General features: G+C 67.3%; 9 protein-coding genes. 4 read left to right on the top strand and 5 right to left on the bottom strand.

What is annotated here, in order from left to right:
* Positions 1-90: 90 nt before the first annotated feature.
* The 4 genes from AAGT95_RS12685 to AAGT95_RS12670 all read left to right on the top strand — a co-directional run bounded on the left by AAGT95_RS12685 (position 91) and on the right by AAGT95_RS12670 (position 6,038).
* Positions 91-1,647, top strand: coding sequence for a glucosyltransferase domain-containing protein (locus tag AAGT95_RS12685; protein ID WP_342594011.1), 1,557 nt, complete (start codon positions 91-93; stop codon positions 1,645-1,647).
* A gap of 207 nt (positions 1,648-1,854) precedes the next feature.
* Positions 1,855-3,450 carry a solute:sodium symporter family transporter gene (locus AAGT95_RS12680; RefSeq protein ID WP_342594010.1) on the top strand — a complete coding sequence of 532 codons (1,596 nt, stop codon included), beginning with the start codon at positions 1,855-1,857 and terminating at the stop codon, positions 3,448-3,450.
* A 159-nt stretch (positions 3,451-3,609) separates the two neighbouring features.
* Complete coding sequence (locus AAGT95_RS12675) at positions 3,610-5,001, top strand: YcjX family protein (RefSeq protein WP_342594009.1); 1,392 nt, start codon at positions 3,610-3,612, stop codon at positions 4,999-5,001.
* Positions 4,998-6,038 (top strand): TIGR01620 family protein, encoded by a 1,041-nt coding sequence (locus AAGT95_RS12670; protein ID WP_342594008.1) that lies wholly within the window; start codon positions 4,998-5,000, stop codon positions 6,036-6,038. Before AAGT95_RS12675 ends, AAGT95_RS12670 begins: the two co-directional genes overlap by 4 nt.
* Before the next feature lie 17 nt (positions 6,039-6,055).
* On the opposite strand, the gene AAGT95_RS12665 is transcribed toward AAGT95_RS12670, so the two are convergent.
* From AAGT95_RS12665 to nagA, 5 genes are all read right to left on the bottom strand, one after another.
* Complete coding sequence (locus AAGT95_RS12665) at positions 6,056-6,856, bottom strand: Cof-type HAD-IIB family hydrolase (protein WP_342594007.1); 801 nt, start codon at positions 6,854-6,856, stop codon at positions 6,056-6,058.
* A gap of 185 nt (positions 6,857-7,041) precedes the next feature.
* Entirely contained in the window at positions 7,042-8,727 is a 1,686-nt protein-coding gene (gene nagE, locus AAGT95_RS12660) for an N-acetylglucosamine-specific PTS transporter subunit IIBC (protein ID WP_342594006.1), read from the bottom strand.
* Positions 8,728-8,736: 9 nt separating this feature from the next.
* Positions 8,737-11,361, bottom strand: a complete 2,625-nt coding sequence (locus AAGT95_RS12655) for a glucose PTS transporter subunit IIA (RefSeq protein WP_342594005.1) — start codon at positions 11,359-11,361, stop codon at positions 8,737-8,739.
* 101 nt (positions 11,362-11,462) lie between these two features.
* Positions 11,463-12,482, bottom strand: coding sequence for an SIS domain-containing protein (locus tag AAGT95_RS12650; RefSeq protein ID WP_342594004.1), 1,020 nt, complete (start codon positions 12,480-12,482; stop codon positions 11,463-11,465).
* Positions 12,473-13,642: an N-acetylglucosamine-6-phosphate deacetylase gene (gene nagA / locus AAGT95_RS12645; protein ID WP_342594003.1), complete on the bottom strand. Its 1,170-nt coding sequence runs from the start codon at positions 13,640-13,642 to the stop codon at positions 12,473-12,475. The genes AAGT95_RS12650 and nagA overlap by 10 nt, the downstream gene beginning before the upstream one ends.
* Between the last annotated feature and the right edge of the window lie 21 nt (positions 13,643-13,663).

Genomic DNA, 13,663 nt, shown 5'->3' with positions numbered 1-13,663 from the left:
CTACACTTCGGGTACGGGAAGACCTCGTTATCGGCCCACGACTGCCTGACTGAATAGCGCCCCCGGTTCACCGACGGATGAGACCGCTGCATGCCCATGGATTCGAACTCCGATCAAGGGGCCGCGACGACCGGGCCACGCCTTTGGCTGGGCATGATGGCGTATCTCGTCATTTTCAGCTACCCCCTGCTCCAGGCCGACCGGCTCTACCGGGACGACATCTGGCGCAGTTTCCACGGCGAGATGGGCTGGGTTTCCAACGGTCGGCCGCTCTCGAGTCTCGTCGTCCTGGTGCTCAACGGTGGCCCTCGCCTCGCGGACCTCGCGCCGCTGCCGCTCTGGCTGGGCCTGGCCGCAGTCGCCGCAGCCATTCTCCTGTGGCGGCGGCGCCTGCTGGCCTTCGGTAGCGGTCACGCCTGGCTTGCGATGCTGATTCTCGTCGTACAGCCTTTTTTCCTACAAAACCTCTCCTACCATTTCGATGCGCTCCCCATGGCGCTATCGCTGGCCTGTGCCATCGCCGGTATCGCCTGGGCGCTGGACCCGCGTCAGCATCACGACTGGCAGGCAAGATTTCGCTGGCTGGCCGGTGGTGGCGGCATTCTGGCATCGCTGCTCTTCTACCAGCCGGCTGCCAATGTCTATTTCGTGATGCTTGCCTTCCATGTCGCCTTGAGCGTTTCCCTGCGGGGTCGTCCGGATTGGCCCCGTCATCTGGAGGCGCTGGCGATCGGCGTGACGGCGCTGGTGATCTCGAAGGCCGTCTCGATGTGGCTGATCGCCGGCGATTACAGCGTCAAGCACAGCCAACTGGTTCCCCTCGATCAGCTCCCCGGCCATCTGGTCGAACAGACATGGCGATTCTGGCACTACGCCGCCATGACTCTGGGCACCCCGACATGGTGGCTGGTGATGACGCTGGCTGTGGTGACCGTGACGGGGTTGTGGATCACGGCATGGCGCCATCGCAATCTTGCGGGGCTGGCGGTCATGTGTCTGATCACGATCAGCCTGCCGCTGGGCGGGCTCGGCTTTCTATCCGTTCTGGCCGACCCTATCTGGCGGCCAAGAGTGATGATGGGATTCGGCGCGGTCTATGCCGGACTGCTCTTCTGCACGCTGCACTGGCTGGGACGTTCCCGCTGGCGGCTGATCAACGACGCCACGATAGGCTGGCCGCTGCTGGTGATCGCGCTCGGTACGCCCCTCACCTTGAGCTACGCTTACGGCAACGCCCAGAGACAGCAGGGGCTGTTCGCCGATCACGTCTCCATGACGCTGATCGATGATCTCGCCGTGCAGCCCTCGGCCGCGCCACTGGTCATCGACGGGGCGCTGCCCTACTCCCGGACCACTCGCAACGCGATCGCCTCGCACCCGATGATCGGCGAGCTGATCCAGCCCTATCTCGACAATGGCTACTGGTGGGGCTACCAGGAGCTCTATCGTAGAGGCTTGTCCGCGGGCTTCGAGCTCAGCAGCGACACGGCCTTGCGGAGCGATTTCGAGTCCCGCTGCCAGAGCCTACCCCCGCTGGTCCGGCGAGCCTGGTATACGCTCTACCGATTCGAAGGCCATTACGTGGTCTCTCTCGAGCCTCGCTGCCACCGCAGCCTGACGACCAGCGAACTCCCCATCGACGATTGAGCGCGACGCTCGCCCTGCCGCGACGATGAACGGACCTCCGACGCCAAGCCGCGCCGGTCGAACCTCCAAACGCCTACACATTTAACGAGCTATGTCAGACAAATGGAGAATGGCGATTCGCCGCCCGTTGCCCAACACTGCCGGGGTAACGTGGCGGCAGCCTCCTTCGTGAGCCGCCACCGGGATGCATTCAACCAGGACACCTCTATGCATGCATGGACTCTGATCTCGTTCCTCTTCTTTACGGGATTGGTCGCCTTGATCACGTGGCGTATCACTCACCGTGACGATCTCAGCAATACGCGGGGCTACTTTCTCGCCGGTCGCAGCCTGAGCTTCCCGCTGATCGCGGGCTCGCTGTTGATGACCAACCTCTCCACCGAGCAGATGGTCGGTCTCAATGGCGCGGCCTTCTCCGACGGCCTGAGCGTCATGGCCTGGGAAGTCGTTGCCGTCGTCGCTCTGGTGCTGCTGGCGCTGTTCTTCCTGCCGCGCTTCCTGCGCAGCGGGATAGCCACCGCCCCGCAGTTGCTGCAGGAACGTTTCGGCCCGACCACGCAACTGATCTGCAACGTCATCTTTCTGGTCGCCTATGCCGTCATCCTGCTGCCGATCATTCTCTACTCCGGCGCAGTGGGTCTGCAGGGGATGCTGGACCTGCCGGTGCTGACAGGCATCGAGTCCAGCACCACGCTGCTGTGGCTGACCGTGTGGGTTGTCGGCATCATCGGCGCGATCTACGCCCTGTTCGGCGGTCTGCGAACGGTCGCCGTCTCCGATACCATCAATGCCATCGGCCTGCTGGTCGGCGGCTTCCTGATCGTTTATCTCGGTCTCAATGCCGCGGGAGACGGCAACGGCATCGCCGCCGGTTGGCAGGCCATTCAGCAGGCCCAGCCGGACCGCCTCAACTCCCTGGGTCGCCCGGACCAGCAGGTTCCCTGGCCGACACTGTTCACCGGCGTGTTCCTGATCAATCTGTTCTACTGGTCCACCAACCAGCAGATCATTCAGCGGACCTTTGCCGCCAGGAGCCTTTCCGAAGGCCAGAAAGGCGTCCTGCTGACCGGCTTCCTCAAGCTCCTCGGACCGCTCTACCTGGTGCTGCCCGGCATCATCGCCTACCAGCTCTACGCCGATGAGGGCATCGCTGGCGACCAGGCCTATGGCTATCTGGTCTTCCACCTGCTGCCACCGTGGCTGACCGGCTTCTTTGCCGCCGTCATGGTCGGTGCGATCCTGTCGTCGTTCAATTCGGCCCTGAACAGCACCACGACGCTGTTCAGCCTGGGTATCTACAAAGGGATATTCAAGAAGGAAGCGAGCGAGCAGCAGGTGGTCAACGCCGGCAAGACCTTCGGTTGGGTCATGGCCGTCGCGGCCATGGTGATCGCCCCGCTGCTGGCCGGCCAGGACAGTCTCTTCGACTACCTGCAAACGATGAATGCGATCTACTTCATCCCGATCCTGGCGGTGGTGATCGTGGGCCTGCTGACCAAGCGGGTGCCGGAGTCCGCTGCCATCTTCGGGCTGGTCGGCGGCATCGTGCTGATTGCGGCCGGCTACTTCGTGCCACCGTTCAACGGTATCCTGGAGATCACCAACCAGTATCACTTCGTGGCCGGCGTCTTCGTGGTACTGGTGCTCGGCATGCTACTGATCGGCAAGATCGCGCCACGCCGCGAGGCGTGGGTGCACGAGGACGCCAAGGCGGTCGATCTCACGCCCTGGAAGGGGGCGGTACCGATAGCGATCGTACTGCTGATTCTGGTCTTCGCGATCTACTTCGCCTTCGCCGGTTGACGCGACCGGGGGCGAACCCGACCCGACCGACGCCTCGCCTCTCGTGCGAGGCGTCGTCGTTTCCGGCCTTGGTCAGCGGTCGCCCTCCCTGCCCGGGGGGTCACCGACCACCGCCGATATCGTTTACCATGCGGACTGGTTTCTTCGGAAATAGAGGCGATGCCCCGACACCTGACTCACGACCTTCGGAACCTGCTCGATCGCGGCCGGGACCGCCAACTGCGACTGGCCGTCACCGGACTCTCCCGCGCCGGCAAGACGGCGTTTTTAACGTCGCTGGTCAACCAGTTGCGCCATGCCGGTATCGATGCGCGTCTCGATTTGCTCAAGTCCGCCCGGGAGGAGCGCCTGCTCGGCGCGCAGCGGATTTCGCAGCCGGATCTCGGGATCCCTCGTTTTCCCTACGACGAAGCGATCGCCTCGCTCGAATCGACGCCGCCACGCTGGCCCGAACCGACGCGCGGCATCAGCGAACTGCGCCTGCAGTTGCGCTACAAGACCCGACGCGTACGCGGCCTGCTTGGCGACACGGCGACGCTGACCCTGGACCTGATCGACTATCCGGGCGAGTGGCTGCTGGATCTGCCGCTGCTCGAGCACGACTTTCTCAGCTGGAGTGAAAGCCAGCTCCAACGAACCGGGCCGGAGCGCCAGCGGCATGCCGAAGCCTGGCGAACGGCGGTCGCTCGACATCGCCCCGACGAGGAGGTGGATGAATCCCGCCTGGCCGAACTGGCCGATCTCTACGCGACCTCCTTGCGAAGCGCACGAGAAGCCGGCTTTTCCCACCTGCAACCGGGCCGTTTCCTGCTTCCCGGCGACCTGCAGGGAGCCCCGGTGCTGCAGTTCTTTCCGCTACCCGGTGTCGGGGAGCCAGATCGCCGGACACTCGAAGCGCTACCTGCCGGCAGCCTGTATCAGACGCTGAAGAAGCGCTTTCGCTTCTATCAGCAGCATGTGGTCAAGCCCTTCTATCGCGAGCATTTCCGCCGCTTCGACCGCCAGATCGTACTGGTCGACGTGCTTGGCGCGCTCAACGCCGGCCCGGAGCGCTTCGAGGATCTCTCCGAGGCGCTGGCGACCCTGATGCGGAGCTTCGACTACGGCAAGCGCAGCCTGATCAACCGGCTGTTCTCGCCGCGTATCGACCGCCTGGCGATCGCCGCCACCAAGGCGGACCACGTCACGCCGGATCAGCATGCCAACCTGGTGGCGCTGCTCGAATCGCTGCTGGCCGAACCGATCAAGGACCTGCGCTACGCGGACGTACCGGTGCGGGCGTTCTCCCTGGCCTCGATACGCGCCACCGAGACCCGAGAGATAGAGACCGACGGCCAGCGACAGCCGGCGCTGCGCGGTCACGGTCTCGACGGAGAGCCATTGCTGCTCTACCCCGGCGACGTGCCAGACAGACTCCCCGAGAAAGAGTTCTGGCAGCGCCAGGGATTCGACTTCACCGCCTTTCGACCGGTGCCCTGCCGGTCCCAGGCGCTACCTCACATCCGGATGGATGCCGCCCTGGAGTGGCTGATGGGAGACAAACTGCGATGAGCGACCCTCGGCCCGGACAGCGCTTCACCTTCGATGACGCCCCCGCTCCGGAGGAGCCCGCCTCGGTTCAAGGCGCGCGGCACTATCCGCCCACCCAGGCGAGCGATCCGTACACTCAGGACGAAACCTCCGACGCCGCCGCCATCGATGCCGCGATCGCGCCACCCCGCAAGCGGCGCTGGGGATTGATGATCGTCGTCGGTGGCGCACTCGGCCTCGGCACGATAGAGGCCGCCCACACGCTCTACCTCTCCACGCTCGGCGGCGACTGGCTTGCCGGTGCCTGGAGCCTGATCGGTCTGACCGCCGTCGGCCTGGGCGCCAAGGCGCTGTTCGGCGAGCTCTGGCGGCTGCGCAAGCTACGCCGGCACGCCCGCCTGCGCCGGCAACTCGACGAGGAGTGGGTCGACGACAACTCGACCACCCACTCGGACCCGCTGACGCTGGCCGGAGAGCTTCGCGAACAGATGGGCCTGCCCAGGGATCACCCCCAGTGGCAATCCTTCCTGGACGCCCATCAGTCGCATCACACCCCCCAGGAGACCCGCCAACTGGTCGCCCACTATCTTCTCCACCCGCGCGACCGGGCGGCACGACGGCTGGTGACGCGGATGTCCGGGGAAACCGCCGTGATGGTCGCGGTCAGCCCGTTGACACTGGTCGACATGTCCTTGATGGCCTGGCGCAACATCGCCATGCTCGACCGCATCGCCGCGCTCTACGGCCTGCAGCTCGGCTATGCCAGCCGCCTGCGGCTGTTCAGGGAAGTGCTGCGCAACATGGCCTTCGCCGGGGCCAGCGAAATGATCAGCGACGCCGGCATGGATCTGCTGTCGATGAACCTGGCGGCGAAGCTGTCCACCCGCGCCGGGCAGGGTCTCGGTGCCGGACTGCTGACCGCGCGCCTGGGACTGCGTGCCATGCGCACGATTCGACCGATCGCGTTCGAGGGGGACGAACAGCCAAGGCTGGCCGACCTCCGCCGCGAGGTCTGGCAGCAACTGCGCAGGCTCGACGATCGCGCGGAGCCGCGCTGAAGCCCGCCGTCGCACCCTCACTCGAGCGCGAAGAACTCCCGCAGCGCATGCGCCACCGCCGACTCGTGATGGGCGCCGATGGTGGTGGCGTGCGGGAGCTGATCGATCACCGCCGGATGAGCATTGGAAACCACATAGGCATGGCCGGCGAGGGTCAGCATCTCGACATCGTTGAAATTGTCGCCGAACGCCAGCGCTCTCCCGGTCGGGAGATCGAGTGCCTTGAGCGCCCGGCTCAGGGCCGTCGCCTTGTTCACCCCCCGCTGCATGATCTCGAGGGAGTTGGCCGCCGAATAGGTGATGTGCAGCGCCTCGCCGTGACGCTCCCTCAGGATGAGTTCCAGTGGCTTCAGCAGCGCCGGCTCGCCGATGTAGAGCACCTTGCCGACATGCTCGTTGTCCAGATCGTCCATCTCGTCGACCTGGTAGGTGAAGCCGGTCATCGCATGCAGCGGTAGCAGCTCGGGCGCTTCGGCGTCGATCAACCAGCGATCGCGAGTATAGAGATTGAGCCTGACCGACGCCGGTCGCGGCAGATCCACCAGGGCCCTGACCAGCGCCGTGGGCACCAGCGTGTCGCTGACGACACCATCCTCGGCGTCATGCACGTGGGCACCGTTACTGCTGATGATCCAGGCGGGGATGTCCAGTTGGCGCCGGATCGCCGCAATATCGTGGTAATGCCGACCGGAGGCCAGCGCGATCACGTGGCCCCGAGCCGACAACGTACGCAACGTGTCGCGGGTCAGGGCATCGACGCGATGCTCGGCATTCAACAGGGTGTTGTCGAGATCGCTGGCGATCAGGTACTGGGACATGAGGTCTCCTCGGATACGCGACTTCGGGCTTCGGCCAGCGCCGGCTGCAGGAGGCTGTTGATAGCAGCTTCGAGCGAACCGTGTCAAAGCGTGAACACGAAGCGCCAGCCGCCGATTCGGCGACTGGCGCGACATCCTGCCCGTGGGAGGTGTCGTGCTCCACTCCAGCCTGGACCGGCGTTCCGTCAGGAAGACCTGGTGTCGATACCGTTGGCTATCGCCCCCGCCTGGCGTCCCAGCACCAGATGAACGACACCACGCTCCAGGTCCTGAATGCCGGCGGCACCCAGCCCCGCCAGCGCGGACTCGTCCACTTTCCCGCGATCCCCCAGCTCCAGCCGCAGGCGGGTGGTGGCCACCGCAGCGACGCTGCGAATGTTCCCGGCACCGCCCAGCGCCGCCATCCACGCCTTGCGCGACGCCTCGTCGAGCCGGGCATCGGTGGATAGCGCGTCATCCTCGACGGCCGGCGCCGCCGCCAGCGTCTTGCCGTGATCGCGCACCGCCGACCGGATGTCGTCGGCCACGGCGTCGGCGATCGGCCCCAGGATCACCTGCAGGCCGCCACCGCGCAGGTGCAGAATGCCACGGGCCCCCAGCGCCTTGAGTGCCGGTTCGTCGATCGCGGCATCGTCGTTCATCACCAGCCGCAGCCGGGTGGTACAGGCCCCGACGCTGACCATGTTGGCCGCCCCGCCCAGCGCGGTCACGAAGGCGGGCCCCCGTTCGCCGGGATCGCGGCTGACGCTGGTGGTCGCCGGTTCCGGCTCGCGCCCCGGGGTCGGCAGGTCGAAGCGCACGATCGCCCAGCGAAAGATGCCGTAATAGAGCACAAAGTAGACCAGTCCCACGGGGATCATCATCCAGCCGTTGGTAGAGAGACCATAGGAGAGCGCATAGTCGAACGCCCCGGCGGAGAAGGTGAAGCCCAGCTTGACGTCGAGCATGTTCATCACCGCCATCGAGATGCCGGTGAGAATGGCGTGCATGGCATACAACGCCGGTGCCAGGAACATGAACGAGAACTCGATCGGCTCGGTCACACCGGTCAGGAAGGCGGTCAAGGCCAGAGACAGCAGCAGGCCGCCGACCTGAGCCCGGCGGGAACGGGGCGCGGCGTGGTACATCGCCAGCGCGGCGGCGGGCAGGCCGAACATCATCACCGGGAAGAAACCGGCCATGAAACTGCCCGCGGTCGGATCGCCGGCGAAGAAGCGATTGAGATCGCCGGTGACGCCGTCGTAACTGCCGAAGACGAACCACACGAAACTGTTGAGCACGTGATGCAGCCCGGTCACGATCAGGATCCGGTTGAGCACGCCATAGACGAACAGGCCCAGGTCGCCGGCGTCGATCAACCACTGCCCCAATTGATCGATACCCTGCTGGATCGGCGGCCAGATCAGGCCGAAGAGGCCGCCCAGCACCACGGCGGAGAGCCCGGTGACGATGGGAATGAAGCGCCGTCCGCCGAAGAAGGCCAGATAGTCCGGCAACTTGATCGCCTTGTAGCGGTTGTAGAGCACACCGGCCACGCTGCCGATGATGATGCCCGACAGCACGCCCATGTTGATGTCCGGGTTCAGCGTCTCCAGTACCGCGTTGAGCACCAGATAGCCGATCACACCCGCCAGCCCGGCCGCGCCGTTGTCGTCATCGGCGAAGCCGACCGCCACGCCGATGGCGAAGATCAGTGCCAGGTTGGAGAAGATCGCGTTGCCGGCATTGGCAATGAAGCCGATATCGAGCAGATCGGGCTGGCCCAGGCGCAGCAGCAGCCCTGCCACCGGCAGCACCGCGATCGGCAGCATCAGCGAGCGTCCGAGTTTCTGCAGACCGGCCATGAGCCGGGAACCGAAGGTGGTGGTCATGACGACTCCTCAGGATCTTGTTGTCGTGTCGGCGGCGGTGTCGCCGGATGCCGGGGTCGCTGCCTCGGCGGACGATGCCAGCATCGTGGCCAGCGCCTCTCTCACCGCGGCCGCATCGTCCAGCGCCAGCAGCGCCGGTAGTTGTGCCGCCAGCGCCTCGGCATCCAGCCCGCGCAGCGTCGCCTTGACCGCCGCCACTCGCGCGGGTTCGACGGAGAGCTCGTCGACGCCCATGGCGGCCAGCAGCGCCCCCGCCAGCGGATCGCCTGCCGCGGTGCCGCAGACCGCGACCGGGCACCGTCCTTCGGCTCCCTCCAGGCACAGGGCGATCAGGCGCAGCACGCCCGGATGCAGCACATCGCTGCGCGCCGCCAGCGACGCGACTTCACGGTCCATGGCCAGCGCGTACTGGGTCAGGTCGTTGGTACCGATCGAGAGGAACTCCGCCTCGCGGGCGAGACTGCCGGCGCAGAGCGCCGCCGTCGGCACCTCCACCATGGCGCCGAGCGAAGGCAACCGTTCGATCCCGAGCGCGGCCGCCCTCGTCGCCAACCGCCGGCGCACCCAGCGCAGCTCCCCGGCATCCGCGATCATCGGCACCATCAACCGCAGCCTCGTCAGGCCATCCTCGCAGACCGGCAGCCCGCGACCCGCTTCCAGCAACGCATCCAGTTGCGTATCGAACATCTCGGGATGCGCTTGCCACAGCCTCGCACCGCGTTCGCCCAGCGCCGGATTCGGCGTCGCCGGAAGTGCCAGGTAGGGCAACTGCTTGTCGGCCCCGATGTCCAGCAGCCGGACGACCACCGGTTTTCCCGCCATCGCCCCGACGGCGGCGCGATACTCGGCCTGCTGCTCGGCGAGATCCGGCGCGGCCTGCCGCGCCAGGAACAGGAACTCGCTGCGCATCAGCCCGACCCCATCCGCCCCGGCATCCAGGGCACCTTGCGCCTCCCCGCCAGCGGCGATATTGGCCGCGACATGAAGACGGCGACCATCACGCATCGTCACCGGCTCGAAGGCGGCGGCCAGATCGGCCTCGGCCCGCTGACGCTGGCGTGCCTGCTCGGCCTCGACCGCCGCCAAGCGACGCTCGTCGGGCGCCAGCTCCAGCCGCCCTTGATCGGCATCGAGGCAGACCCGATCGCCACTGGCCTCCAGCAGGGCATCCCCCATCGCCACCAGGCAGGGCAGCCCGCGCGCCCGAGCCAGAATCGAGACGTGGGACGTCGAACCACCGCCTGCCAGGCAAAGCCCGGCAATCTGACCCGCCACCTCGACGAACTGCGAGGGAGTCATCTCGCGCGCGGCGAGGATCGCGCCTTCGAGCCCGGTGGTGGCGACGGCATCCTGGGTGGCAAAACGCTGCATGACCCGGCGCTGCAGATCGTGGAGATCGTCGGCCCGCCCGGCCAGCAACGCGTTGCCGCTACCGCGCAGGCGCTGGATCTCGGTCTCGAGGGCCAGGTACCAGGCGCGTCCGGCGCTGGCCCCCTCCGCGATCTTCGATTCCGCCGCCGCCCGCAGATCGGGGTCGTCCAGCCAGGCGCGGTGCGCCTCGAAGATATCCGCCTCGGCCTGCTGTCCCCGCGACCCGGCCGCGCGCCTCGACCGCTCCAGGTCGGCATCCACCTCGGCCACGGCCGCGTCCAGCGCCCTGCGCTCCCGTTCGGGGTCGTCGGCGGTGTCGGCAACGCTGGGCAGTGCGGCGCGGTAGCGGACCAGCGGGCCGACGGCGAGGCCCGGGCTCGCCGACAGGCCGTTCAACGTATCCGGCGTTGCCGCCACGGCGGGAGCGGTAGCCGGTTCGGCGGAGACATCGGCCCGGCCGGGCTCGTGCTCGGGCGTCTCCAGCAGCGTGATGGCCGCGTCGACCGCGGCCTGGGCCCCGGCACCCCGCGCCGTGACCCGGACCCGGTCGCCCCGGACCAGCCCAAGATTGAGCAGCGCGCTCAGACTGGCGACGCTCGCACCGTCGGCATCGGATCGATCTTCACCGGCCTCCTCGGCTCGCGCCAGCTTAAGTTCGACAGCGTGTTTCTGCGCGAGCGCCCGTAGTCTCGACGCTGGCCGGGCGTGCAGCCCATGGGCGGCAGCGATCGTTGCCTCGCCGCGGGCGGACGCCTGGGTGGAGACCTCCCGGTCGGCGGCCTCCTTAGCCGGGCCCGGTGGCTCCCACTGCAGCAACGTCTCGCCCTTGTCGACGATCGTCCCCGGCGCGACCAGCGTCTCCAGGGAGAGGTCCGGGGCGTTGGTCACCACGATCGGCGTGACCAGCGCCTTGGCATGCCGTGCCAGCCCATCGACATCGAACCGGCACAGCGGATCGCCGGCGGCGACACGCTCGCCGGTGGCCACCAGCAGCTCGAATCCTTCCCCGCCCAGGTCGACGGTATCGATGCCGATGTGCAACAGCCATTCATGGCCGTGATCGTCGCGCAGCGTGAGCGCATGGGCGGTCCGGGCACACTGGATGACCTCTCCGTCACAAGGCGCATGCAGCGTCTCTCCCAGCGGATCGATGGCGACACCGGGCCCCAGGGCGCCTTCGGCGAAGGCCGGATCCGGCACCTCGCCGAGCGGGACCACTACCCCGCGCAGCGGGGCGCAGAGAAACCGAGATGTAGATGACATGAAGACTCCCGACTTGTTGTTGTTCCAATCCCGACCGACTCGTCACGCAGCGCGACTCGGGCAGGCGGCGACTCACGGTAAAACAGGACCTCTGCGACGACTCACAGCGTTCTCGTCACTTTCTGCAGGTGGCGAGGCTGATCCGGGTCGCCGCCACGGGCGACGGCCAGTTCGGCCGCCATCACATAGAAGCTCTGGATCACCGATAGCGGCTGGAGGTCGTCGTGACCGGCGTCGACCAGCGTCAACTGGCGCGCCGCGACGCTCTCGTCGGCAGCCAGCAGCACCCTGGCGCCGATCCCCTCCAGCCACTCTGCGAGCTCCAGCAGCCCGGGCTGGTCCGGACCCGGTGGCGCGAACACCAGCACCGGATAGCCCGGACCGATCAGCGCCATCGGCCCGTGACGGACCTCGGCGGCACTGAACGGCTCGGCCTGGATGGCGCAGGTCTCCTTGAACTTGAGCGCAGCCTCCTGGGCCACGGCAAGGCCCACGCCCCGACCGATGACCAGCAATCTGTCGACTTCAACCAGTGCGTCCAGCGCTGGCTGCCAGTTCTGCCGCGCCGCGGTCTCGAGCGCCGACGGCAGCGCTTTCAACGCCGCCAGCAGTGCGTCGTCCTCCGCCCAGGCGCCGATCAGGTGCGCACAGGCGGCCAACGTGGCCAGATAGCTCTTGGTGGCGGCGACGCTCTTCTCGACGCCGGCGTGTAGCGCGATCTCGTGCTCCGAAGTCTCGCCTAGCGGCGAGTGCGGCGTGTTGACCAGCGCCACGCTGCGCGCGCCGCCATCGACCAGGGCCCGCTGCGTCGCGATGAGATCGGGGCTGGCACCGGACTGTGAGATCGCCACCGCCAGTTGCCCGCGAACCCGCCACGGCGTGTCGGCGACGGTGGTCAGCGAGGGCGGCACCGAGGCCATCGGCAGCCCCAGGTGCTTCATGCCGAGATAGGCGAAGTAGGCAGCCGCGTGATCGGAGCTGCCGCGGGCCACCGTCAGCGCCCCGTGCAGGTCGGCCCCGCGCAGGGCGCTGCCGAGCTCGGCAAGGATGGCGGCATTGGCCTGCCACTGGGCTCGCAGGCAATTCGGGGCGCTCTGCGCCTCTTGAAGCATCAACGACATCGGTTTCTCTCCTGCGACGCGCGGGTCGCTTGTGGTGCCGGCGACAGGTTCGAGGCCGACGGGCCGCGATGGGCCTGTTCGCCCCCGACATAGACGGCATCGATCTCCAGGCTGGCATCCATGACCACGACATCGGCCCGACAGCCGACATCGATCCGCCCTATTTCGGTCTCACCGAGGAAATCGGCGGGGTATTGCGACAGTCGCCGCGAGGCGTCGTCCAGCTCGAGGCCGATCTGGACCAGATTGCGCAACGCCTGGTCCATGGTCAGCGTACTGCCCGCCAGGGTGCCGTCGGCCAGGCGAACACCGCCCAGGCACTTGGTGACGTGCTGCTCGCCGAGACGGTACTCGCCGTCGGGCATGCCGGCGGCGGCCGTGGAATCGGTGACGCCGAAGAGATGGGGAATGCAGCGCAGCGCCGTGCGGATGGCGCCGGGATGCACGTGCAGCAGATCGGGGATGATCTCGGCATAGTCGGCGTGCGCCAGCGCCGCCCCGACCATGCCTGGCTTGCGGTGGTGGAGCCCGGTCATGGCATTGAACAGATGGGTGAAGCCGTGGGCGCCATGCTCGAGTCCGGCCACGCCCTCCTCGTAGCTGCCCAGGGTATGGCCCATCTGCACGCGGACACCGCGCTCGCGGAGTTGACCGATGAGCGTGGCATGGCCCGACAGCTCAGGCGCCAGCGTCAGCAGCCGGATCGGCGCCAGTTCCATCAGCGCCGCGACGTCGGCGATCGCGCCGGGGTGGGCATATGGCGGCTGCGCACCCAGCTTGCCGGGATTGAGATAGGGTCCCTCGAGATGGACGCCCAGCAGCCGCGCCGCGTGGGAGGGAGGCCGAGACATGATGCGAGCGATGTCCCGCAGCGCCTGACGAATGTCGGGCAGCGGCGCCGTCATCGTGGTCACCAGCAGACTGGTGGTGCCGAAACGGACGTGGGTCCGCGCCATGACCGCCGCGGCATCGCCCCCCTCCATGGCGTCCGCCCCGCCGCCGCCGTGCACGTGGAGATCGACGAACCCCGGCAGCAACCGAGGATGCGCGTTGGTGGCCGGGTCGACCGGCTCGCCGTCGATGGCGGCTATCCGGCCCTCGCGCCATGTCAGCGTGCCCAGTCGCCAGCCCCGGGGGGTCAGAATGTTGCCGTAGAGCATGTCGTCTCCCGCTCGTGCGAT

Origin of the sequence: Salinicola lusitanus (assembly GCF_038648475.1) — a bacterium.
GTDB classification, from domain to species: Bacteria; Pseudomonadota; Gammaproteobacteria; order Pseudomonadales; family Halomonadaceae; genus Salinicola; species Salinicola lusitanus.
The sequence above is the reverse complement of the archived record's forward strand: the minus strand, read 5'-3'. Positions and strand labels throughout refer to the sequence as shown.

Excerpts from the sequence above, each read along its gene's own strand:
- nagE (WP_342594006.1), bottom strand. The coding sequence starts at position 8,727 with ATGACCACCACCTTCGGTTCCCGGCTCATGGCCGGTCTGCAGAAACTC.
- AAGT95_RS12665 (WP_342594007.1), bottom strand. The coding sequence starts at position 6,856 with ATGTCCCAGTACCTGATCGCCAGCGATCTCGACAACACCCTGTTGAAT.
- AAGT95_RS12650 (WP_342594004.1), bottom strand. The coding sequence starts at position 12,482 with ATGTCGTTGATGCTTCAAGAGGCGCAGAGCGCCCCGAATTGCCTGCGA.
- AAGT95_RS12680 (WP_342594010.1), top strand. The coding sequence starts at position 1,855 with ATGCATGCATGGACTCTGATCTCGTTCCTCTTCTTTACGGGATTGGTC.
- AAGT95_RS12670 (WP_342594008.1), top strand. The coding sequence starts at position 4,998 with ATGAGCGACCCTCGGCCCGGACAGCGCTTCACCTTCGATGACGCCCCC.
- nagA (WP_342594003.1), bottom strand. The coding sequence starts at position 13,642 with ATGCTCTACGGCAACATTCTGACCCCCCGGGGCTGGCGACTGGGCACG.
- AAGT95_RS12675 (WP_342594009.1), top strand. The coding sequence starts at position 3,610 with ATGCCCCGACACCTGACTCACGACCTTCGGAACCTGCTCGATCGCGGC.
- AAGT95_RS12655 (WP_342594005.1), bottom strand. The coding sequence starts at position 11,361 with ATGTCATCTACATCTCGGTTTCTCTGCGCCCCGCTGCGCGGGGTAGTG.
- AAGT95_RS12685 (WP_342594011.1), top strand. The coding sequence starts at position 91 with ATGCCCATGGATTCGAACTCCGATCAAGGGGCCGCGACGACCGGGCCA.